Here is a 22,315-nt window from a genome sequence, read left to right on the forward strand (position 1 = left end):
GTGAGCCCGGTCGGCTGAGGTGAGCCTGGTGGCTGTGGTGAGCCCGGTCGGCTGAGGTGAGCCTGGTGGCTGTGGTGAGATCGGCCGGTCGAGGTGAGACCGTGGCAGGAGCGCGACGCCGGGCGGACGGTCGCGGGTCAGGGTGGTCCGGGATCGGTGCGGGAGACGACGTGGTCGCACATTTCGCCCAGGGTGTCGCGTGCGGGTGAGGGAGGGAGCCGCAGCAGAGCCCGCCTGGCCTGGTTCGCGTAGTGCTCCACATCCGCGCGCGTCTGCGTGAACCCGGGAGAGCGTCTCACCAGGCGCGCGGCGACCGTGAGGTCGTCCGCGTCCGTGATCGGTCCGGAGGCGAGCATCTTCCTGAGCCGCGCCGAGTCCCTGCGTACCCGTGCGGGCTCCCTGCCGGCCGGGGCCGGCTCCCCGTCAGGGCGTCCGGGTCTCCGGCGGCGGGCGCGCAGGGCCCGCAGTACGGGCAGCGTCGCCACGCCCTGACGCAGGTCGGCGTTCGCGGGCTTGCCGGCCCGTGCGGACGGCTGGGTGAGGTCGAGGACGTCGTCGGAGAGCTGGAAGGCGATGCCCAGCGCCTCTCCGTATGCGCCGAGGGCCGCGCGCACCTCGGCGTCCGCGCCGGAGGCGTGCGCTCCGAGCCGCGCCGCCAGCGTGAACAGGGCGGCGGTCTTGTCGGCTATCACGCTCATGTAGTACCGCTCCGGGTCGGCGTGCCGGTCGGCGCCCACGGTCTCGCGGAGTTGCCCGGTGACGAGCCTGGTCAGCATCCGCGCCTGCTCCTCCATCGCCGGAGCCCCGAGCGGCGCGGCCAGTTCGGCCGCCTTGGCGACCAGGTAGTCACCGGCGAGGATGGCGACCCGGTTGCCCCACCGCGCGTTGACGCTGGGCACTCCCCGCCGCGTGGCCGCCTCGTCCATGACGTCGTCGTGGTACAGCGAGGCGACGTGCATGAGCTCCACGGCCGCCGCCGCGCGTACGACCGCGGGGTCGTCGGGGTGTTCGCCGAACCGGGCGGCGAGCAGCACGAGCGCCGGGCGTACGCGCTTGCCGCCCGCCGCGAGGAGATGGGTGGCGACGGTGGTGAGGAACGGGTCACCGGGGTTGCGCAGCGTCGCGCCGAGCAGGGTCTCGACGTCGTCGAGCGATCGGCGTGTCCACATGGCGAGGGAGTCGTCGGAGATGGTCCACACCGGTCAGCCCCGCCGTCCGCACGTGGCGCACGCGGGGAGCCGGCGCAGGTGGTAGCCGTACGTGGCGACGGCGAGCGCGACCCCCCACAGAGGCCACAGCGCGTGCGTGAGGACCAGCACCTTGCTGTACCCCATCATGTGCCAGATCTGCGGCGAGGTGATGATCCCCAGGCCTCCGGAGATCACGATGGGCGCCGCGTACGCCGCCGGGACGACCGCGAGCCGGATCGGGACGCGGCGGCCCGCCAGGCCGATCATCCAGCGGGGGAAGACCTCGCCCCAGCGCTGGACCAGCCCGAGCGTCAGGACCGCGCCGATGACGGCGACCGTCGCGAGGCCCGCCCCCGCCCACACGCCGCCGGACTCCCGCAAATCGTGCAGCATCTGGTCGCTGATGCCGAGAGGTATGCCCGCGAGCCACGCGTAACGGCTCACGGAGTAGAGCAGCGGGATGACGACGGCGACGGCGGCGGCCCTGCGTGCCCACCTGACGGTGCGAGCGCGGTGGGCCGCCGAGATGTCACGCTCCCGGCCGCAGCGGGCACACGCGCCCCGGCTGCGCCGCTGCCAGGCCAGCACCGCGAACGCGATGAGGAACCCGCCCACCATGCACCACAGCTGGTTCGCCAGCGACCAGGTGAGCACGCGGGAGTAGTCGATCCCCCGCGGCCAGCCGAACGGAGCGCCGAGGATCAGCATCGGCGCGTAAGCGGTCAGGGCGAGGACGTTCTCGGTGGGCACGACCACCAGCAGCAGCGCGGCCACGGTGTAGCCGAAGGTCAGCAGCAGGGCCCGTGGCGTCCCGCGCAGCCGTACGGCGTGGCGCCCGGCCATGGCCAGGGTGGCGACCGCCGTCGCGAGCAGGACGGCCGCGAAGACCGGCGCGCCGACCTCGGGCGTGAGGCCGCGCAGCAGCGTGATCTGGGCGCCGGGGTCGTTCACCCCGAACGGGAAGCCGGTGCCGGTGAGCGTCCAGACGAGTGCGAGCACGCCGTAGGCGGCGGCCCAGAGCACCGCCGCGTGGCCGGTCCACCCGGCACGCCCCTCGCTTGGCGCGGCGGACGTGCCTTCCGTGGTGGGCGCGGGCCGGCTCGCGCCCGGGGCGGATGGGTTGAGGGACGAGGATGACAAGGTGCCCCCTTTGTTGGGAAGTACGGGGAGATCCGCGCATCCCACGATCGCGCCGGGGCGGCACCGGCACCTCCCCCCGGCACGGGAACCGCGTCCCCCGCACGGGGGATCCGTGCCCGGCCGGGACTCAGGTGGTGGCCCGGCCGGCGGACCTGGGGGTCACCCGTGTCCGCGAGGTGAGCAAGGGACCGGCCGGCCACTGGTGGATCCTGCGGGATCCGGAGGGCGTGGCGTAGGTCCGGCCGTGCTCCGGCGGCGGGGGAATGCCGCTGCTACTCAACCCCGGGTTCGGGGGCCGGGGGCGCCGTGGGGGAGGGGGTCAGGGAGAGGCGTCGCTGTTCGGATTGGACGATCTCGCGGGCCAGTGACTGCTCGGAGACGTCGACGGCGTCCGGGGTCGACTCGGCGAGGTCGCTGCGCCGGGCGTAGGTGTCGAAGAGCCTGCTCTTGGTGCGCAGGATCTCCAGCATGCGCTGGTCGACGCTGTCGGCCGCCAGGATGCGGTGCACCTGGACCTTGCGCACCTGTCCCATGCGGTGGGCCCGGGCGACCGCCTGGCTCTCCATGGTGGGTTTGACCTGCGGCTCACAGATGACAACCACGGAGGCGGCCTGCAGGTTGAGGCCGACGCCGCCGGCCTGGATCTGGCTGAGCAGCACCGCGTGCCCCTGGGCGGAGGTGAACGTGTCGACCACCTCCTGGCGCCGGGTGGCCGTGAGGCTTCCCGAGATGGGCCCGTGCACACGGCCGTTCACGGCCCCTCCGGCACGGCCGTTCACGGTGCCGTCGGTATGGCCGTTCCTGGTGTCGTCAGCGACGACGCCCCGGGTGTCGGGGACCGCCTTGCCGGTCAGGGTGTCGTGAACGGTGGCCAGCACGTCGCGGAAGTAGGAGAAGACCACGACCTTCAGCCCGTTGCCCGCCGCCTCGTCCACGATCTCGCGGAGGCGTTCGAGCTTGGCCGACTTCTCGGGGTCGGCGTACGCGGCGCGGCGCATGGCCATGAAGTTCCCGGCGGCCACGGCCTCGCGGTAGGCCTCCGTGTCGGCCGCGCTGAGCTCCTCCCACTCGTCCACGTGGACCAGGTCGGGCAGCTCCGTGAGCACGTCCTGCTGGTTGCGGCGCAGGTAGACGGGGGCGACGGCCCTGCGGAACGCCTGCGGGCCGGCCGCGGCGTCGCTGCCGCGGATGCCGGGGACCAGTTCGGGCCGCAGGTGGCCGACCAGGGCGCGGAACTCCTCGACGCGGTTCTCCATCGGCGTGCCGGTGAGGAAGAGCACCCGGCCGGTGCGCTCGCACCACCCCGCGACGGCCTGTGACCGGCGGGCGGCGGGGTTCTTCACGTAGTGCGCCTCGTCCACGACGAGCATCCCGAGCGCCACCTCGGGGGGAACCTCCAGCCGGTGCAGGGCGTCGATCGTGGTCACGGCGACGTCGCCGTTACGCGTCCATTCCGCGAGCGCGGCGGCGCGCTCGGGACCGTGGACCCGGTAGGCCCTGAGCGTGCTGCGCGTCTCGATCTCGCGGGTCCAGTTGATCAGCACGCTGGCCGGGCAGGCGACCAGGAAGTGCGTGCGGCCCTCGGCCTTCAGGTGGGCGAGCGCGGCGATGGCCTGGATGGTCTTCCCCAAGCCCATCTCGTCACCGAGGATGACCCGCCGCTGGGCGAGGGCGAAGCGCGCGCCGAACGCCTGGTAACCGCGCAGTGAGACCCTGCGGTGGGTGTCGTCCAGCGCCTGCGCGTTGACCCGCGCGGACACCTCGTTCGGCAGGAAGCCCTCCGACGCCACCCGGTCGGGTTCGAGCGCCGCGATCTCGGCGAGCAGGTTGTAGTACTCGGGGGCGCGGATCTCGAAGTCGATCCACGCCTCGACGTCGGTCACCGGGGGACGGAGCAGGTCCACGGCGGCCTGGGCGAGGAGCAGCCGCGTGCCCTCGGAGCCGGCCTCGCCGAGCACGGCGGCGATCGTCGCGACGGCCTCCCGCGCCCGGTCACGGCCGTCCCGGCCGGCGAGCGCCATCCGCAGCAGCCCCCGCGCGGGCCGGGCGGCGGGCAGGAGCGGCGTCAGCCTCCCGACGATCCCGAGGGCGGCGTCGCGGGCGCGCGGGAGGTCGGGACCGGCGGTCACCAGGCGGTTCAGCGCGACCAGCAGCGCCGTGGTGCCGGGGTCCCGCCGCTCGACGTCGACGCGTACGGCGACGGTCTCCTGCGCCGCGCGGGCGATCTGCCCGGCGGCGGCGTGCACCTGGGCGGCGGTGCGGGCGCCGATGCCGGGCAGCAGTTGCAGCTCGTACGCCGAGGCGTCCAGCACGCCCTGGACCGTGGTGTACCCGGCCTGTTCGAGGGCCCCGAGGCGCAGCCGCCCGTCGGTGACGTCCTTCAGCCGCGCCAGCGGGATGGCGGCCAGCTCGTCGCGTGCCAGTTCGGCACGCAGCGACGACAGCGCCCGCTGGACGTCGTCACGGGCGCGCGCGTGGTCGGCGAGCAGCGTGCGCGCCGCGGCGAGAAGGTCTTCGGCCTCCAGCAGGAGAGCCCTGGCCTCCCTGCCGGTGGGTGCCGTGCCCTCCCGCTCGCCCACGCTCTCGCCCTCCGCCGCCGCAGTCCGGGTCACATGATGACACGACCGGGCGCGCGGCCTTCCGCATCTCGTGTGTACACCCGCTGAAATGGGCATTTAGTCATATATTGGGGGAAAGGGCGTGAACCATGCGTCGTCGGGAGGTGCTCGCACTCGGCGCCGGGCTCGTCGCGCTGGCCGCCGGATGTGGCACCACCACCGGCTCGCGCACGCTCGCCTCGACCGGGCTCTCGATGGTCGTCCCCGGGCCGTACGGGGGCGACTCCGACCGGCTCGCGCGGAGCCTCGCGGGCGTGGCCGAGCGCGCCGCGCTGGCCGGCCGGATGCAGGTGGTCAACCGCCCGCCGCACGCCGCGCTCGCGGAGTTCGCCCGCGCGCGGCGCGCCGACCAGATCCTCATGGCCCAGCCCGAACTGGTCGGCACCGTACGGACCGTCCGCCCCTCGGGCGCGTTCGCGCGCACCACGCCGCTGGCCAGGCTCTGCGGCGAGTGGGAGGTGCTGGTGGTCCCGGTGTCCTCGCGCCTCGGGTCGTTCGGCGCGTTCGCCGACGCCATGCGGCGCGACCCGGCCAAGCTGGCGGTGGCGGGCAGGGCCGAGGGCGGGATGGACCACGTGCTGTTCGGCATGCTGGCCCAGAGCCTCGGCCTGGACGCGCGCCTGCTGCACTACGTGGCCTACCCGACCAGCGACGAGGCGGTCACCGCGCTCGCGGGCGGCCGGGTGGTGGCGGCGGTCGGCGGCCACGCCGGGGTGCGTGAGCGCGTACGGGCCGGAGAGCTTCACGTGCTGGCGGTCTCCTCGCCCGACCGCATCCAGGGAGTGGACGCCCCGACGCTGCTGGAGTGCGACGTGCACCTGTCGTGCGCCAACTGGCGCGGACTCCTCGGCGCGGGCGACCTGGCCGACGACGACCGGGCCGCCCTCGTCGGCCTGTGCCACGACGTCGCGGGCTCGGCGCGCTGGAGGGAGCTGTGCGCGCGAAACGGCTGGACCCCGTTGTACCTGGAGGGCGAGGACTTCCGGCAGTGGCTGCGCGTGGAGTCGGCCCGCCTGAGCCGGGCGCTCGGCGAGCTCGGCCTGCGGGTGTGACACGCCGCCCCCGAACGTGTGATACGGGCCCGAGGGCATCAGGTGAGGGCCCCCTGACACAACCTGTAGGGGTTGTTGCGGCGACGTGCACTACATGTAGGATCCAGATCTGTTGCTGGTTCGCTCTTCGGAGCGAGTAAGAGGGAACCCGGTGCGATTCCGGGGCTGCCCCGCAGCGGTGAGCGGGAACGACCGCCGTCACATGAGCACTAGGCCGCGCACGCCTGGGAAGCGACGGCCACTAGGCGTGAGAAGACGCCCGCGAGTCCGAAGACCTGCCGGTGACATGTCGTCCAGGCCCCGAGGGAGGGCCGCGGGCGGGGTATCCGGCGTGCCCGCTTCGGCGGCGCACGCCGGTCGTGCTCCGACGCGTGCTCTCCTGCGGGCAAACCGAGCCCTACGAGGGAGAGCACGTGACCGTGACACGCGATTTGCCGTACCAGGCCGGGGACAGACGCCTGGCCATCGAGGAGGCCGCCGCCCGGGTCGTCACCGACCCCGCCAACTCGCGGATCGCCGCCGGTCTGCTGGCCGAGGAGATCGCGGACGAGGCGGCGGCGCACGGGGTGCGGACGTTCTCGGAGTCGATCGCCGCCACGCACGAGGCCGGGCTGGTCCAGGACGCGCTGGCGGAGTTCGTGCGGGCCAACGCGGCCGTTCTGGACGACCTGGTCGACGCCGAGGCGGACGCCCGCTTCGAGTACTTCGGCCTGCGCACCGTTTACGACCGCTACCTGCTGCGCCACCCCGTCACGCGCGGCGTGCTCGAAGCGCCGCAGCACTTCTTCCTGCGCGTGGCCTGCGGGCTCGCCGACACGGTGGCCGAGGCCGCGGAGCTCTACCGCCTGATCTCGACGCTGTCGTACCTGCCCAGCTCGCCGACGCTGTTCAACTCCGGGTCGCGGCGCCCGCAGCTGTCGTCCTGCTTCCTGCTCGACTCGCCCCGCGACGAGCTGGAGGCCATCTACGAGCGGTACGGCCAGATCGCGCGGCTGTCGAAGTACGCCGGAGGCATCGGGGTCTCCTGGACCCGGGTGCGGGCGCGCGGCTCGCTCATCCGGGGCACCAACGGCCACGCCAACGGCATCGTGCCGTGGTTGCGCACGCTGGACTCCAGCGTCGCGGCCGTGAACCAGGGCGGGCGGCGCAAGGGCGCGGCCTGCGTCTACCTCGAACCGTGGCACGCGGACGTCGAGGAGTTCCTCGAACTGCGCGACAACACCGGCGAGGACGCCCGCCGCGCCCACAACCTCAACCTGGCGAACTGGATCCCCGACGAGTTCATGCGCCGGGTCGAGGACGACGGCGTGTGGTCGCTGTTCGACCCCAAGGACGTCCCCGAGCTGGTGGACCTGTGGGGCGAGGAGTTCGACGCCAGGTACCGCGAGGCCGAGGCCGCCGGGCGGTACGTCCGGCAGCTTCCCGCGCGCACCCTGTACGGCCGGATGATGCGCACCCTCGCGCAGACCGGCAACGGCTGGATGACGTTCAAGGACGCCGCCAACCGCGCCTCCAACCAGACGGCCCGCCCCGAGAACGTCATCCACCTGTCCAACCTCTGCACCGAGATCCTGGAGGTGACCAGCGACGCCGAGACCGCCGTGTGCAACCTTGGCTCGGTGAACCTGGCCGCGCACTTGGTTGACGGCGAGGTCGACTGGGCGCGGCTGCGCGCGACGGTGACGACGGCCGTGCGCTTCCTCGACCGGTCCATCGACCGGGGGTTCTACCCCACGCCGGAGGCGCAGGCCGCGAACACGCGCTGGCGCCCGATCGGCCTCGGCGTGATGGGCCTCGCCGACGTCTTCTTCTCGCTGCGGCTCCCCTTCGACTCGCCTGAGGCGCTCGCGCTGTCCACCCGGATCGCCGAGGAGATGGCCCTCGCCGCCTACTGGGAGTCCGCGAGCCTCGCCGAGAGGCACGGAGCGCACCCGTCGTACGCCGACACGCGCGCGGCCGGGGGAGTCCTGCACCTCGACCACTTCCCGGCGGCGAGTCCCGTGCACCCCGCCGAGTGGGCGGAGCTGCGCGAGCGCATCGCGGTCACCGGCCTGCGCAACTCCCTGCTCCTGGCCGTCGCGCCCACCGCGACCATCGCCTCGATCGCCGGATGCTACGAGTGCGTCGAGCCGCAGGTGTCCAACGTGTTCAAGCGCGAGACGCTCTCGGGCGAGTTCCTGCAGGTCAACCGCTACCTGGTGCGCGACCTCCAGGAGCGCGGCCTGTGGACGCCGGAGGTCAGGGACGCGGTCAAGCGCGCCGAGGGGAGCGTGCGGGAGATCGCCTCGATCCCCGAGGACCTCAAGTCCCTGTACCGCACCGCCTGGGAGCTGCCGCAGAAGGCGCTGATCGACCTCGCCGCCGCGCGGCAGCCGTACATCGACCAGTCGCAGTCCCTCAACCTCTTCATGGCCACCCCGACCATCGGCAAGCTGTCCTCGATGTACGCCTACGCGTGGCGGGCCGGGCTGAAGACGACGTACTACCTGCGCTCGCGCCCGGCGACGCGCATCGCGCAGACCACCGTGGCGGCCGAGTCGAGGGCGGTGCCCCAGGCGGCGGCGCCCGTGCAGGTGCTCGCGGCCGTGCCCGACCCGGACGCCGTCGCCTGTTCCCTTGAGAACCCCGAGATCTGTGAGGCGTGCCAGTGATGTTGCTCGACCCCGGAATGGACCTGACGCTGCGGCCGATGCGGTACCCGGAATTCTATGAGCGGTACCGGGCCGCGATCCGCAACACCTGGACGGTCGAGGAGGTGGACCTGCAGTCGGATCTCGCCGACCTCGCCAAGATGAGCCCGGGGGAGCGGCACCTGATCAACCGCCTGGTGGCGTTCTTCGCGACCGGCGACTCGATCGTGGCCAACAACCTCGTGCTCAACCTGTACCAGCACGTCAACGCCCCCGAGGCGCGGCTGTACCTCTCACGGCAGCTCTTCGAGGAGGCCGTGCACGTGCAGTTCTACCTGACGTTGCTGGACACCTACCTTCCCGACCACGACGAGCGGGCCAAGGCGTTCGCGGCGGTCGAGCACATCCCCTCGATCAGGGACAAGGCGGAGTTCTGCTTCCGGTGGATCGACTCGATCAACGAGCTGAACCGCCTTGAGACCGGGGACGACCGCAGGGCGTTCCTGCTCAACCTGATCTGCTTCGCCGCCTGCATCGAGGGCCTGTTCTTCTACGGCGCCTTCGCCTACGTGTACTGGCTGCGCTCGCGCGGCCTGCTGGGCGGGCTGGCCACCGGGACGAACTGGGTGTTCCGCGACGAGTCCATGCACATGGAGTTCGCCTTCTCGGTCGTGGACACCGTGCGCGCGGAGGAGCCTGAGCTCTTCGACGACAAGCTGAGCGCCGAGGTGACCCAGATGATCGAGGAGGCGGTCGCCGCCGAGCTGGCGTTCGCCCGCGACCTGTGCGGCGAGGGCCTGGCCGGCATGAGCGCGGACCAGATGCGCCAGTACCTCGAATACGTCGCCGACCGGCGCCTGGCCCGGCTCGGGCTGCCGGAGCGGTACGGCACGGCCAACCCGTTCGCCTTCATGGAACTCCAGGACGTGCAGGAACTGGCGAACTTCTTCGAGCGCAGGGTGTCCGCGTACCAGGTGGCGGTGGAGGGCAGCGTGAGCCTCGACGAGGCCTTCTGACCCACCCTGATTTCCCACGATCAGCGGCACACGGTAGGAAAGACGACGAAGGAGGCGTCGTCCGTGTCATCAGCAGTCAACTGGTTGGTCCTGGTGGTCGTCGTGCTGGCGGCCATCGTGGCGGTGGAGCTGCTCAGGCGGCTGCTGAGATCCCGCCGGGTCAACGGCCGCTTCTCGCTCGCGGGCCCGATCGTCGAGCGTTGCACGTGGCCGGGGTTCGCGACGGCGGGCCTGGTCGCGTTCAACACCGGGTTCGTGCCGGGCATGACCGGCAGGGCCGCCTCCTACGCCGTGGAGCAGACCATCACCGTGCTGCTGATCGCGTGCGTGGCCTGGCTGGTCATCCAGGCCGCGTACGCGGTGACGGACGTCGTGCTCGCGCGGCTCGGCACGATCGAGGGCGACGGCAACCGCAGGGCCCGCCGCATCCGCACCCAGATCACCCTCGTACGGCGGGTGGCCGCCGCCGTCATGATCGTGGTCGCCGCGGGGGCGATGCTGTTCAGCTTCCCGGCCGTGCGGGCGCTGGGCGCCGGGCTGCTGGCCTCGGCCGGCATCGCCGGCGTGGTGGCGGGCATCGCCGCGCAGTCCACGCTGAGCAACCTCATCGCCGGGCTGCAGCTCGTCTTCAGCGACGCCATCAGGCTCGACGACGTGGTGGTGGTCGACGGGGAGTGGGGCCGCATCGAGGAGCTGACGCTCACGTACGTCGTCCTGCGGCTCTGGGACGAGCGGCGGCTCATCCTGCCGGTCTCGCACTTCACCACCACCCCGTTCGAGAACTGGACGCGCCACGGGAGCCGTGTCATCGGGCACGTGATGCTCCGGGTCGACTGGTCGGTGCCCGTCGAGGAGATCAGGACGGAGCTGTACCGTCGCCTGCGCGAGCACCCGCTGTGGGACCAGAAGGACTGGACCCTCCAGGTGACCGACGTCCAGCCGAACGGCCTGGTGGAGCTGCGGGCGCTGATGAGCGCCTCGGACGCGCCGAGCGTGTGGGACCTGAAGTGCGACATACGCGAGCACCTGGTCACCTACATCAGGGAGAACCACCCCGCGGCGCTGCCGCGTCTGCGCGTGGAGGACCTCCCCGGCGAACGGCCCGCCCGCTCCCGCGAGGAGAAGACTCCCGGTCCCCGCATGGAGAACCTCACCGGACGCGCGGCGGGGGATGGCCGTGAGAGATCATGAGGGGCGGATGAGGCCCTTTCTCGTGGCGGCGGCGACGGCCGCGGTGCGTGAGTCGACGCCGAGCTTCGCGTAGATGCGCACGAGGTGGGTCTTGACAGTGGTCTCGCTCAGGAACAGCCGCTTGCTGATCTGCCGGTTGGACAGGCCGGCGGCGACGTGACCGAGCACTTCCAGCTCTCTCGGGCTGAGCACGGCGTCCGGGGCGCGCACGCGGCCGAGCAGCCGGGAGGCGACGCTGGGCGCCAGCGCGCTGGCGCCGGTGGCGGCCGAGCGGATGGCGGCGTGCAGGTCGTCTGAGGGGGCGTCCTTGAGCAGGTAGCCGGTCGCGCCCGCGTCGATCGCGGCCAGGATGTCGGCGTCGGTGTCGAAGGTGGTGAGCACCAGCACCCTCGGACCGCCGAGCGCGACGATCCGCCTGGTCGCCTCACTGCCGTGGATGCCCGCCCCGAGCTGGAGGTCCATCAGGACGACGTCCGGGGTGAGCCTGCGCGCCTCCTCGACGCCTTCCTCGCCGGTGGCGGCCTCCCCGGCCAGCTCGAAGCCGGGTTGCCCGGCGAGCATCGCGCGGATCCCCGAGCGCACCACGGGGTGGTCGTCCACGAGGAGGATCCTGATCGGCGCCGTCATCGTCCTGCCCCGTCGACGACCGGCAGCGGGAGGATGGCGGCGACTGCCGTGCCCTCCCCTGGGGCGGACTCGACCGTGAGGCTCCCGCCCAGCGCGGCCACCCGGTCCCGCATGACGCGCAGACCGTACCCGGTGCCCGCCGTACGGCCCTGGGTCTGTGCCGGGTCGAAGCCCCGGCCGTCGTCGTAGACGTCCAGCACGATCATGTCTTCCAGATAGGTGAGGGTCACGCCGGCGTGCTCGGCCCCGGAGTGGCGGCTGACGTTGCCCAGCGCGCCCTGGGCGATGCGCAGGAGCGCGAGGTCGTAGTCGGCCGAGAGCGGCACCGGTGTGCCCGACACCTCGAACCGCACCCCGGTGGGAGTGCCGGCTGCGGCCGAGTCGCTGATCCTTCGTAGCGCGGCGGTCAGCGAGGAGTGCAGCAGGGCGGGCGGAGCCAGCGCGCGGACGAAGTTGCGTGCCTCTTCCAGGTTCTCCTGGGCGGCACGCTCAGCCTCGGTGATGCGCCGGCCGGCCTCCTCAGGCCGGTCGGCGAGGTCGCGGCGGGCGGCGCGCAGCAGCAGGATGATGCTGGACATGCCCTGGGCGAGGGTGTCGTGGATCTCCCTGGCCAGCCGCTCGCGCTCGGCCAGGCGCGCAGACTCGCTCTCCACCTGGACGAGCTTGCCGCGAGTGAGGACCAGGTCGTCGATGAGCAGGCGGCGCTGCTCGCTCTCGGAGTAGAGGGCCTTGTAGACCAGGGCCATGAGGGTCGCCACCGACGCGCCGATGGACGGCCCGATCACCTGCGGGGCGGTCAGGCCGCCCGCGTGCCAGCTGGCCGCGGCGATGGCCGCGGCGGTGAGCAGGACGACACCTGGCAGCGCGACGGGCAGCGGCAGCAGGTGCAGGTAGGCGAAGAACAACGGGAAGGCCAGCCAGACGAACCGCGGCGAGGTCAGCGCCAGCGCGGCCCAGCCGATGGTCACCGCCACCAGCCAGAGCCGTCCCAGGGACAGGTGCGTGGGGCCACCGAAGTGCGGCAGCCGCCCCTCGATGACGATCCCCAGCGCGTACAGCACCCCGAGCAGGACCCCGCAGGTCGCCACGGCGGTACGGCCCTCGCGCGCGGCCCCGGCGACGGCGATCACCAGGAGAACCGCGAAGGTGCCGTGAATGGCCCACCTGAGCAGTCTGAGCGCGGGCGGAAACGGAGAACTCAACATTTCTCACTCAGAGTAAGCGATGGCCTTCCCCGGCATGTCATTCAAAAGGTGGACTCCGGGCTGACCGAAGGAGCGAGCCGGGACGGATCGTCCTCACGACGCGATAGGAAGGCCCGCCGCCGCAGGCTGGAGAACGTCCAGATCAATCCATCTCCAACGGGGGGACGCGCCGTGTTCGTGGCGCTCAGAGACCTGCGTTTCGCCAAGGGAAGGTTCGCCCTCATGGGCGCCGTCGTCCTTCTCATCACGCTCCTGGTCACCATGCTGTCCGGCCTGACCGCCGGACTCGCGCAGGAGAACATCTCGGCCATCAGCGGGCTGCCGGCCGATCGGATCGTCTTCTCCACAGGAAAGGGGCCGGACGGCGATCCCGCCAAGCCGTCCTTCTCCGACAGCCGCATCACCGACAAGACCTGGCAGGAGTGGCGGAGAACCGGCGGCACCTCGTCCGCCGAGCGGCTCGGCATCACGATGGGACGGCTCACCTCCGGCACCGACGGTGAGAGCGGCGCCACGGCCGCGGTGTTCGGCGTCCAGCCCGGCGGCGAGCTGGCCGAAGGATCGGGTGGCGCCGTCGAGGCCGGCAAGGTGGTCCTCTCCTCAGGCCTCGCCGAGAGCAGTGGGCTGACCACGGGGGCCGAGGTCCGGATCTTCGGCCGCGACTACACCGTCGCCGGGACCGGGGGCGCCGCCTCCTACAGTCACACGCCCGTCGCGTGGATCAGCATCGGCGACTGGGAGTCGATGGGCCGCCAGGGCGGCGCCGACACCGTGGCGACGGTCCTCGCGCTGCGCACCGGCTCCGACCGCGACCTCTCGGCGACCGACGAGCGCCTGGGCACCACTACCGTGGCACTCGCCGACGCCCCGGCCGCCATCGGCTCCTTCTCGTCGGAGAACGGCTCGCTACAACTCATGCGCGCCTTCCTGTTCGCCATCTCGGCGCTGGTCATCGGCGCCTTCTTCACGGTGTGGACCATCCAGCGACGCGGCGACGTGGCCGTGCTGAAGGCGCTCGGCGCCAGCACCGCCTACCTGTTGCGCGACGCGCTCGCCCAGGCCGTCATCGTGCTGCTGCTCGGCGCCGGGATCGGCGGCGCGCTCGGCGCCGGGATCGGCTCGCTGGCACAGGGCACCGTCCCGTTCGTCCTGTCGCCCGCCACCACCGTCGTGCCCGTCGCCGTGATGATCCTGCTCGGCGCCGCGGGCGCCGCGCTGGCCATCCGCAAGATCACCTCTGTCGACCCGCTCACCGCGCTGGGAGCCTCCCGATGAGCCTCAAGCTCACCGACATCGTCCTGACCTACCCCGACGGCGACCGCACGCTGACCGCGCTCGACCACGTCGGGCTCTCCGTCGCGCCCGGCGAGTTCGCCGCCGTCGTCGGCCCGTCCGGCTCCGGCAAGTCCAGCCTGCTCGCCGTCGCCGCCACCCTCATCACCCCCGCCTCCGGCACGGTCTCGGTGGCCGGGCACGACGTGACGAACGCCGGCCAGGCGGCCAGGACCCGCATCCGCCGTGACCACATCGGCATCGTCTTCCAGCAGTCCAACCTGCTGGCCTCGCTGACCACACTGGACCAGCTGCTGGTCATGGCCGACCTGTCCGGCCGCTCCACGCGTGAGGCGGCGGTGCGAGCGCGTGAGCTGCTGGTGGCCATGGACCTGACGGGCAAGGAGGACAAGCGCCCGCACGAGCTGTCCGGCGGCGAGCGGCAGCGCGTCAACATCGCCCGCGCCCTGATGAACCGGCCCGAGGTACTCCTCGTCGACGAGCCCACCAGCGCGCTCGACCACCAGCGCGGCGAGCGGATCGTCGCCCTGCTGGCCGAGCTGACCAGGGAGAACGGCCTGGCTACCGTCATGGTCACACATGACCTCGCCACGCTCGCGATGGTGGACGTCGTCCTGACGATGGCCGACGGCACGCTCACCGCGGGTGCCGTCAGCCCTGTGGGCTGAGGTACGCGCCGGTTGACCGCTCAGTTGTTCGACGGCCTGAGCACGCGGGTGCCGCCCGCGATGAGCGCCGTGGCGAGGATCCAGCCCGACGCGATCAGGATGTTCGCCAGCCACTGCGTCCAGCCCACGGGTTCCCAGGCGCCCCGCTGCTCGAAGAGGCTCACCGGCACCAGCAGGTCGAGCGTGTAGGCGAAGGGGTGGAAGATCCGCCGCTCGTCCAGCCCCACCTGGCTCGGGGGATGGGTGGCGAAGACGGCCGTCCCGACCGACAGCAGGAGGCCGAACCACACCCCGGCGAGCCAGGGGCGGTGCCCGTACCCGACGACCATGTCGAGCAGGTAGCCCGCGAGCCGTCCCGGGACGCGCAGCGTGGAGCGCCTGGCCCGCTGCTTGGCGAGCAGGACGCCGCGCGCGTCCTGGTCGTGGCCGATCCTGCGGTACCAGGCGGCGAGCTGCTCGTAGGGCTGCGGCCGGTAGCCCAGTGGGTCACGGCCCAGCCACGCCAGGCGGTCCGTGAGCGAGGTGTTCCCCCGCAGCGACTCGAAGGTGAGCCCGTTGAGGCGTACGCGCCCGGCATAGGCGCCGGGGTGGTCGAGCAGGACGCCGATCCGCGAGTAGCCGAGGTTGATCTCGCCCCGCACGGACGCCGGGGTCAGGATGAGCTCGTCGACCTGCATGTGGCTGAGGTGCAGGCAGCGGTCGGGGGCGCTCACCACGGCCTGGTCGAAGGAGAGCACTCCGGTGACCCGTGCCCCGCGCAGCCGTACGGTGCCGTCGGCGGTGAATCCCGCGCTCAGCTCCACGCTCGTCGCGCTCATGTGGTCGGCGTACACCGCGTGGGGGCCGGTGCTCGTGATCACCGCGCGCTGGAGGTAGAGGCCGCTGTTGAAGCGGGCGCCGATCAGCCTCAGCCCGCCGGCGGTCCGCAGGTCGCGGCAGAAGGCGCCGCCGTCCACGGTCAGGCCCCCGGCCCACAGCGCCCAGTGGTTCTGGTCCCAGCCCCGATCGCGCTTCTCGGCCTCGGTCAACGGCCGGCTCCTGTCCTCCTTGAAGCTCTCGGAGGCGATGGCGGCGGGCTGGTCCGGCGCGGACAGGTGGGAACGGCTGAGGCGGAACTGGCCGGCGATGTGGGCGTTGTCAAGCCGCACTCCCGCGTGGACCGTGCACGAGTCCAGCTCGAAGAGCCCCTCGACCGTGCAGCGGGCCGCCCGGATGCGGCGGAGGTCGCAGCCGCGGAAGCGCATGCCCTTGGTGGTGGCGTCGGTGAGGGAGACGACGCCGGACAGGTGGCAGTTCAGCAGGTGGAGCTTGGTGGTGAGCGTCGCGTCCGAGAGGTCGACGTCGCCGACGACGCGGGCCCCGGCGAGCCGCAGCCCCGCCACCTGCCCGGGCCTCGCGGGGTGCGCTCCGAGCATGAGGGCGATGATCATGTCGGCGCGTACGGTGCGCTCCCGCCCCCACCGTGCGCCCTTCGCGGGGTCGTCGCGCCGGTGGTCACCGGTACGCAGGTCGACCCAGGCGCCCGAGGGGTAGGCGTCCCACACCTGTCGTTCCGCCGGCGTCAGCCGCCAGAATGGCCGTGATCTCCGCACATCGGGACCTTAGCGCGAGATACGGGGCATTGGCGGGGCATGTCGCGTACATGATCGACTGGACGGGTCCGCCGTCAGTCGGGCTCGATGTGCATCGCCCGCTCCTCGGCGGAGAGGTCGCCGTCGTCCGGGCCGATCTCCTGGGCGTACTCCTCGGACTCCACGTCCGGATGGGCGCCCTCGTCGGGGGCGACGAACCGGTGCTCCTCCCGGGGAACGCGACCGCGCTCGGGCGCCTCCTGCCACACCCGCCGCGAGATGCCGTTCCTGTCCTCGGGATCGTCCTCGGCGATCTCGTGGCCGATGGGCAGGTTCTCCGTCCATTCCCCTATCTGGGTCAGCTGCTCGTCATCGCCCATGTCATCGGGTCCGCGCGTGGTTTCGGTCATACCTGATGCCATACCCCTATCTGGCAATATCTCGCTCAGAGACGGACCTGAAATCGCCCGCCCTGGATGCTGAAGGTCCGCCCGGCGCTACCTCTCGATGACCTCGTTCTTGCCGATCACTACCACGCCCTCCCTGGTCACGGCGAACCGCGAGCGGTCGTGTTCGAGGTCGAGCCCGATGCGGGCGCCGTCCGGGATGACCACGTTCTTGTCGATGATCGCCCGCCGGACGATGGCGCCCCTGCCGACCTTGACGGACCCCATGAGGACCGAGTCCTCGACCTGGGAGTGGGAGTGCAGCACCACGCCGGGCGACAGGATGGACCGCGAGGCGACGCCCCCCGAGACGATCACGCCGGGCGAGACGAGCGAGTCGACGGCGTGCCCCACGCGGTCGCCGTCGTTGTGCACGAACTTGGCGGGCGGCAGCGGGTCGTGGCCGGTGTAGATCGGCCAGCGGTCGTTGTAGAGGTTGAACACCGGGTGCACCGACACCAGGTCCATGTGCGCGTCGTAGTAGGCGTCCAGGGTGCCGACGTCGCGCCAGTAGCCCCGGTCGCGCTCGGTGGAGCCGGGGACGGCGTTGTCGGCGAAGTCGTACACCTCGGCGCCACCCGACTTCACGAACATCGGGATGATGTTCCCGCCCAGGTCGTGCTTGCTGCTGGGGTCAAGCGCGTCCTCCCTCAGCGCGTCGATCATCGCCTGGGTCTTGAAGACGTAGTTGCCCATCGAGGCGTAGACCTGGTCGGGGGCGTCCGGGAGGCCGATGGCGTCGGTCGGCTTCTCGCGGAAGGCCACGATCCTGTGCCCGGCCGGGTCGGTCTCGATCACCCCGAACTGGTCGGCCAGCGAGAGGGGCTGGCGGATCGCCGCGACCGTGACGTCCGCGCCGGACTCGATGTGCTGCTGGACCATCTGCTGGGGGTCCATGCGGTAGATGTGGTCGGCGCCGAAGACGATGCAGTGCTCGGGCAGCTCGTCGTAGATGAGGTTGAGGTTCTGGAAGAGCGCGTCGGCCGACCCGGCGAACCAGCGCGGGCCGAGCCGCTGCTGCGCGGGCACCGGCGTGACGTAGTTGCCCAGCATGGTCGACATCCGCCAGGTGCGCGTGACGTGCCTGTCGAGGCTGTGGCTCTTGTACTGGGTCAGGACGACGATCTTGAGGTAGCCGCCGTTGGTCAGGTTCGACAACACGAAGTCGACCAGGCGGTAGATTCCTCCGAAGGGCACCGCCGGCTTGGCGCGGTCGGCTGTGAGCGGCATCAGCCGCTTTCCCTCGCCACCGGCCAGTACGATCGCGAGGATTTTGGGCGTCGTCATAGGAGGACGCTACCCGGCTTTACCCAGCTAAACCCGCCGAAACACCGCCAAACGCTAAGGTTTAACCATGCGCGTCGATCTACTGAGCCGTGAATACCCGCCAGAGGTGTACGGCGGGGCCGGGGTCCATGTCGAGTACCTCGCCAGGGAGCTGCGGAGCCTGGCCGATGTCCGGGTCCGCTGCTTCGGCGCGCGGCGCGACGAGGGCGGGGTGGACGCCTACCGCGTCCCCGGCGGCCTGGAGACCGCGAACCCGGCGCTCCAGGTGCTCGGCGTCGACCTGGAGATGGCGTCGGCGTGCGAGGGGGCCGACGTCGTGCACAGCCACACCTGGTACGCCAACTTCGCGGGCCACGTCGCCAAGATGCTCTACGGCACGCCGCACGTGGTCACCACCCACAGCCTGGAGCCGCTGCGCCCCTGGAAGGCCGAGCAGCTCGGCGGCGGCTACACCCTGTCCTCCTGGGCCGAGCGCACCGCCCTGCTCGGCGCCGACGCGGTCATCGCGGTCTCGGAGGGCATGCGGCGCGACGTGCTCGCCTGTTACCCGGAGATCGCGCCCGGCCGCGTGACGGTGATCCACAACGGCATCGACACGGGCGAGTACGCCCCGGACCCCGGCACCGGCGTTCTGCTCGCGCACGGCATCGACCCCGCCAGGCCGTATGTCGTCTTCGTCGGGCGCATCACCCGGCAGAAGGGGCTGGTCCACCTGCTCCGCGCGGCGCGGTCCTTCGCCCCCGACGCCCAGCTCGTGCTCTGCGCGGGCGCGCCCGACACCCCCGAGATCGCCGCCGAGGTCGCGGGGCTGGTAGAGGAACTGCGCGAGAGCAGGGCCTGGGTGGTCTGGATCTCCGAGATGCTGCCGAGGGCCGAGGTCATCCAGATCCTCACCCACGCCACCGTGTTCGTGTGCCCGTCGGTGTACGAGCCGATGGGCATCGTGAACCTCGAGGCCATGGCCTGCGAGACCGCCGTCGTGGCCACCGCGACCGGTGGCATCCCCGAGGTCGTCGCCGACGGCTCGACCGGCCTGCTCGTGCCCATCGACCAGGGGGCCGACGGCGAGCCGCGCGATCCGGAGGCCTTCGCCGGCGCCATCGCCCAGCGGGTCAACGCCGTGCTGTCCGACCCCGAGCTGGCCGCCTCGATGGGCAAGGCGGGCCGTCAGCGTGCCGTCGAGCACTTCTCCTGGCCGGCCATCGCCGCCCGCACCCAGGCGCTCTACGACGGCCTCCGAACAAATGCCGCGCGGGGTGCGTCTAACACGGTATGAAGCCATCCAACGACGCCAGACGGCTCGCCCTCGTGTCGGCCGTGGTGGCGGGTGTGGTGACCGTGTCGGCCGCCTGTGGTTCCACCGCCTCCTCCGCGCCCTCCGTGTCCTCAGCGTCCTCAGCGTCCTCAGCGTCTCCCGGGCAGGAGGTCACGACGGCGGCCCGTACGGCCGCGTCCGCGACAGGGGTGGTGACCACCGGCTCCACCGGCACCGGCTCCACGGTCGCCTCGCGGGGAGTGCGGGCGGCCGGTTCCTCCACCGGTTCCTCCACGGGCTCGGCCGCCGCCGGGCGATGCCGCACCGGGTCGCTGGCGGCGCGCGTCGGCGCGGTCGGCCCCGGCGCCGGCCAGCGGTACGCGCCCCTGGTGCTCACCAACAAGTCCGCCAAGACCTGCTGGGTGTACGGCTACGTCGGCCTGATCATGATCGACGGAAGGGGCGACGTGCTGCGCACCAGGACGCGCAGAGACGGGACCCAGCCGCGCCGGATCACCCTCCGGCCGGGAGCCGGGGCCTACGCCAAGATGCACTGGACCGTGGTTCCCACCGGGCGCGAGACCAGGTGCCCGGAGTCCGCGCGGCTCATCATCCTGCCGCCCGACGAGGTCGACGCCCACCTGGAGATCCCCTTCAGGGCGGCCCCCTGTGACGACGGCCGCATCGACGTCTCCCCGATGGCGGCCGGTACCCACCTCTGACCCCCTCCGACAGGGCGGCCGGTACCACTTCTGACCGACTCCGGCAGGGCCGGCGGGCGCGGAGCCAGCGGTGATCATGAACACCGCCCTGGGTAAACTGTCGGCGTGCTTGCGATCGACCGGGTCAGGATGGCGTTCACCGACCGCCACGGCGGGGTGAGCGCGGGGCCGTACGGCACGCGCAACCTCGGCGGGTCGGTCGGCGACGATCCCGCGGCCGTCGCCGAGAACCGCGCGCGCACCGCGAGGGGCTTCGGGCTCGACCCCGGCGAGGTCGTGTTCATGCGGCAGGTCCACGGCCGCGACGTGAGCTACGCCGCCGGGCCTTTCGGGGCCGACCCGCCCTCGCTGGACGGCGTGTTCACCGACCGGCCGGGCCTCGGGCTCGCCGTGCTCGCCGCCGACTGCGCGCCCGTCCTGCTCGCCGACCCCGTCACGGGCGTGGTCGGCGGCGCCCACTCCGGCCGGGTCGGCACGGCGGCAGGCGTGGTGACCGCCCTGGTCGAGGCGATGCGCTCGCACGGCGCCGGCGACCTGGTCGCGCTGGTCGGCCCGCTGGCGTGCGGCAAGTGCTACGAGGTGCCGGAGGAGCTGCGCCGGGAGGTGGCCGAGGTGCTGCCGGAGGCCTGGTCGGTCAGCCGCGAGGGCACTCCGGCGCTCGACCTGCGGGCGGGCATCGCCGCCCAGCTCGCCCGGGCCGGGGTGACCGACGTCCGGCACGACGACCGCTGCACGATCGAGACGGCCGGCCTCTACTCCCATCGCAGGGAGCGGCTGACCGGCCGGTTCGCGGGTTACGTCTGGCTCGACGCCGAAGGCTGAGCGGCCCCGCGCCGGCTCCGGTTCCGGTTCCCGACCGGCGTGACCAGGGCGAGCCCGGTCACGATCGCGGCGCTTCCCAGCATCGGCGTCACGCCCGTGGCGAAGCCGGTGATCGTCAGCGTGAGCAGTCCCGCGCCGGCCAGCGCCGCCGACGAAAGGGCCCGCGCCCAGCCCGGCGCCCTGTCCGGCACCCTGTCCGGCGTCCGGCCGGTGGTCCCGTCCGGCCTCCCGCCGACCGTCCGGCCGGTGGTTCCGTACGAAGTGGCGGGCGGCTCCTCGAACCGGGCGAAGAGCCGGATCAGCGGCCGTACGACGAGCACGAGCGCGGCCAGCCAGATCGGCCACCCGGCCAGCCAGGCGGCGCCGCCGGGTGCGGGGGTCGCGATGCCCAGCCCCACGACCGCCACGCCCGCGACCACGAACAGCGCGCTCATATGCCACAGGTAGACGGTCATCATGCGCGGCCCGGCCCAGGTCACGATCCGCCCGACGGCGGGCCTCGCCGCCAGCCGCAGGATGGCCGGGCGCAGGATCATCGCCAGCCCGATCTGCCCGAACGCCACGGCCAGCAGCGCGGCGGTCGGCGGGGCCATGTTCGACATCGCGGCGCCCGGCATCCCGATCATGCTGCCCGGATACGGCCCGAAGGCCACCAGGGCGACGGCGGCGGCGAAACCGCCGGCCGCCATCAGCCGGTACCCGCCGAGCCGCCCGCCCGCGTAGAGGAAGCCGAGCTGGTGCACCGCGAGCCAGACCAGCCCGACATTGAGGAACCCCGCAGCCTCCAGCCCGTTGAACCGCACCACGTCGACCACCACGGCCCCCGCGGCCAGCGCGGCGGGGACGCGCCCGCCGTACCGCTCGCCGAGGCGGAGCAGCACAGGGGTGAGCGCCACCGCGAGCAGGTAGATGGCGAGGAACCACAGCAGCTGCCCGGCCAGGCGGGCGGCCGTCTGCACCGGCTGCTCGGGCAGGCCGAGCGCGAGCAGCAGGTGGGGCAGGGGGATCCACACCACGGCGAGGGGGAGCACCGGCCAGGCCAGGCGGCGCACGCGGCCCGCGAGCCAGAGCGGCTCGCCGCCCCCGCGTGCCAGGTGCGACCGGTGGCTGATCGCGTTGGCGGCCCCGCCCGCGAAGAAGACCAGGGGCATCACCTGGGTGATCCACGTGATGGCGAACGCTCCCGGGGTGGTGAACGCGTTGCCCGTGGTGATTCGGCCCTGAGCGTAGGACAGGACCGGGATGCTCCAGTGCTCCAGAACCACGACCGCGATGCCGAAAAGCCGGAGCAGGTCGATGAAAAGGTCGCGGCCCGGCCCCCTGTGGCGTGCGGGGGCGGAGGCGGGGCGGGTCACGCCTCCGCCGGTGACCTCGGCCTCGGGAGCGGTGATCGGGGGTCTTTCGAGCAGTGCCGGCACGGCGCACCTCGTATCGTCTGGGGGAGCCCTAGCGGGAAATCAGGGGAAATCCGATGGCTTGAGGCTCTCGCCGGCGACCCTGCCGGCGCAGTGACGGATACGGGTGTCTTCAGGGGAGATCACATGACTGTTTCAGGTAGGGCTGGCCCTACCCCGGTGAGACC

18 protein-coding genes and 1 riboswitch are annotated in these 22,315 nt (G+C 72.3%); of the genes, 9 read left to right on the forward strand and 9 right to left on the reverse strand.

The window, feature by feature from the left end:
* Nucleotides 1–137: 137 nt before the first annotated feature.
* From OG589_RS07055 to OG589_RS07065, 3 genes are all read right to left on the reverse strand, one after another.
* Nucleotides 138–1,199 (reverse strand): polyprenyl synthetase family protein, encoded by a 1,062-nt coding sequence (locus OG589_RS07055; protein WP_405147243.1) that lies wholly within the window; start codon nucleotides 1,197–1,199, stop codon nucleotides 138–140.
* A gap of 3 nt (nucleotides 1,200–1,202) precedes the next feature.
* Entirely contained in the window at nucleotides 1,203–2,330 is a 1,128-nt protein-coding gene (locus OG589_RS07060) for a hypothetical protein (protein WP_405147245.1), read from the reverse strand.
* A gap of 272 nt (nucleotides 2,331–2,602) precedes the next feature.
* Nucleotides 2,603–4,942, reverse strand: coding sequence for a DEAD/DEAH box helicase (locus OG589_RS07065; RefSeq protein WP_405147246.1), 2,340 nt, complete (start codon nucleotides 4,940–4,942; stop codon nucleotides 2,603–2,605).
* Between the two features lie 95 nt (nucleotides 4,943–5,037).
* Here OG589_RS07065 and OG589_RS07070 point away from each other — a divergent pair, with 95 nt between their 5' ends.
* The 4 genes from OG589_RS07070 (at nucleotide 5,038) to OG589_RS07085 (ending at nucleotide 10,837) form a co-directional block, all read left to right on the forward strand.
* Nucleotides 5,038–6,000, forward strand: coding sequence for a tripartite tricarboxylate transporter substrate-binding protein (locus OG589_RS07070; RefSeq protein WP_405147248.1), 963 nt, complete (start codon nucleotides 5,038–5,040; stop codon nucleotides 5,998–6,000).
* A gap of 99 nt (nucleotides 6,001–6,099) precedes the next feature.
* Nucleotides 6,100–6,298: riboswitch (cobalamin riboswitch) on the forward strand.
* 115 nt (nucleotides 6,299–6,413) lie between these two features.
* Nucleotides 6,414–8,651 (forward strand): ribonucleoside-diphosphate reductase subunit alpha, encoded by a 2,238-nt coding sequence (locus OG589_RS07075; RefSeq protein ID WP_405147249.1) that lies wholly within the window; start codon nucleotides 6,414–6,416, stop codon nucleotides 8,649–8,651.
* 38 nt (nucleotides 8,652–8,689) lie between these two features.
* On the forward strand, nucleotides 8,690–9,646 hold the full coding sequence (locus tag OG589_RS07080; RefSeq protein WP_405147251.1) for a ribonucleotide-diphosphate reductase subunit beta: 957 nt from the start codon (nucleotides 8,690–8,692) through the stop codon (nucleotides 9,644–9,646).
* 63 nt (nucleotides 9,647–9,709) lie between these two features.
* On the forward strand, nucleotides 9,710–10,837 hold the full coding sequence (locus OG589_RS07085; protein WP_405147253.1) for a mechanosensitive ion channel family protein: 1,128 nt from the start codon (nucleotides 9,710–9,712) through the stop codon (nucleotides 10,835–10,837).
* Here OG589_RS07085 and OG589_RS07090 read toward each other — a convergent pair.
* The gene (locus OG589_RS07090) at nucleotides 10,832–11,464 is read right to left on the reverse strand and encodes a response regulator (protein ID WP_405147255.1); all 633 of its coding nucleotides are present in this window, start codon (nucleotides 11,462–11,464) and stop codon (nucleotides 10,832–10,834) included. The two genes, OG589_RS07085 and OG589_RS07090, sit on opposite strands and share 6 nt — an antisense overlap.
* Nucleotides 11,461–12,669, reverse strand: coding sequence for a sensor histidine kinase (locus tag OG589_RS07095; RefSeq protein ID WP_405147257.1), 1,209 nt, complete (start codon nucleotides 12,667–12,669; stop codon nucleotides 11,461–11,463). Before OG589_RS07095 ends, OG589_RS07090 begins: the two co-directional genes overlap by 4 nt.
* Nucleotides 12,670–12,846: 177 nt before the next feature.
* Here OG589_RS07095 and OG589_RS07100 point away from each other — a divergent pair, with 177 nt between their 5' ends.
* Complete coding sequence (locus OG589_RS07100; RefSeq protein WP_405147259.1) at nucleotides 12,847–13,944, forward strand: ABC transporter permease; 1,098 nt, start codon at nucleotides 12,847–12,849, stop codon at nucleotides 13,942–13,944.
* A complete protein-coding gene (locus OG589_RS07105; protein ID WP_405147260.1) occupies nucleotides 13,941–14,630 on the forward strand; it encodes an ABC transporter ATP-binding protein in 690 nt (229 codons plus the stop codon). Before OG589_RS07100 ends, OG589_RS07105 begins: the two co-directional genes overlap by 4 nt.
* 20 nt (nucleotides 14,631–14,650) lie before the next feature.
* Here OG589_RS07105 and OG589_RS07110 read toward each other — a convergent pair whose 3' ends face one another.
* The 3 genes from OG589_RS07110 to glgC all read right to left on the reverse strand — a co-directional run bounded on the left by OG589_RS07110 (nucleotide 14,651) and on the right by glgC (nucleotide 17,934).
* A complete protein-coding gene (locus tag OG589_RS07110) occupies nucleotides 14,651–16,222 on the reverse strand; it encodes a pentapeptide repeat-containing protein (RefSeq protein ID WP_405147262.1) in 1,572 nt (523 codons plus the stop codon).
* A gap of 74 nt (nucleotides 16,223–16,296) precedes the next feature.
* A complete protein-coding gene (locus OG589_RS07115) occupies nucleotides 16,297–16,611 on the reverse strand; it encodes a DUF5709 domain-containing protein (protein ID WP_405147263.1) in 315 nt (104 codons plus the stop codon).
* Between the two features lie 87 nt (nucleotides 16,612–16,698).
* The gene (glgC, locus tag OG589_RS07120) at nucleotides 16,699–17,934 is read right to left on the reverse strand and encodes a glucose-1-phosphate adenylyltransferase (RefSeq protein ID WP_405147264.1); all 1,236 of its coding nucleotides are present in this window, start codon (nucleotides 17,932–17,934) and stop codon (nucleotides 16,699–16,701) included.
* A 67-nt stretch (nucleotides 17,935–18,001) separates the two neighbouring features.
* Here glgC and glgA point away from each other — a divergent pair, with 67 nt between their 5' ends.
* The 3 genes from glgA to pgeF all read left to right on the forward strand — a co-directional run bounded on the left by glgA (nucleotide 18,002) and on the right by pgeF (nucleotide 20,733).
* On the forward strand, nucleotides 18,002–19,210 hold the full coding sequence (glgA, locus tag OG589_RS07125; protein WP_405147266.1) for a glycogen synthase: 1,209 nt from the start codon (nucleotides 18,002–18,004) through the stop codon (nucleotides 19,208–19,210).
* Nucleotides 19,207–19,911 (forward strand): DUF4232 domain-containing protein, encoded by a 705-nt coding sequence (locus OG589_RS07130; protein WP_405147268.1) that lies wholly within the window; start codon nucleotides 19,207–19,209, stop codon nucleotides 19,909–19,911. The genes glgA and OG589_RS07130 overlap by 4 nt, the downstream gene beginning before the upstream one ends.
* Nucleotides 19,912–20,040: 129 nt before the next feature.
* Entirely contained in the window at nucleotides 20,041–20,733 is a 693-nt protein-coding gene (gene pgeF / locus OG589_RS07135; protein WP_405151974.1) for a peptidoglycan editing factor PgeF, read from the forward strand.
* Here pgeF and OG589_RS07140 read toward each other — a convergent pair.
* Nucleotides 20,706–22,151 carry an acyltransferase gene (locus tag OG589_RS07140; protein ID WP_405147270.1) on the reverse strand — a complete coding sequence of 482 codons (1,446 nt, stop codon included), beginning with the start codon at nucleotides 22,149–22,151 and terminating at the stop codon, nucleotides 20,706–20,708. The two genes, pgeF and OG589_RS07140, sit on opposite strands and share 28 nt — an antisense overlap.
* Between the last annotated feature and the right edge of the window lie 164 nt (nucleotides 22,152–22,315).

Source organism: Sphaerisporangium sp. NBC_01403, assembly GCF_045040145.1.
In the GTDB taxonomy this organism is placed as follows: domain Bacteria; phylum Actinomycetota; class Actinomycetes; order Streptosporangiales; family Streptosporangiaceae; genus Sphaerisporangium; species Sphaerisporangium viridialbum.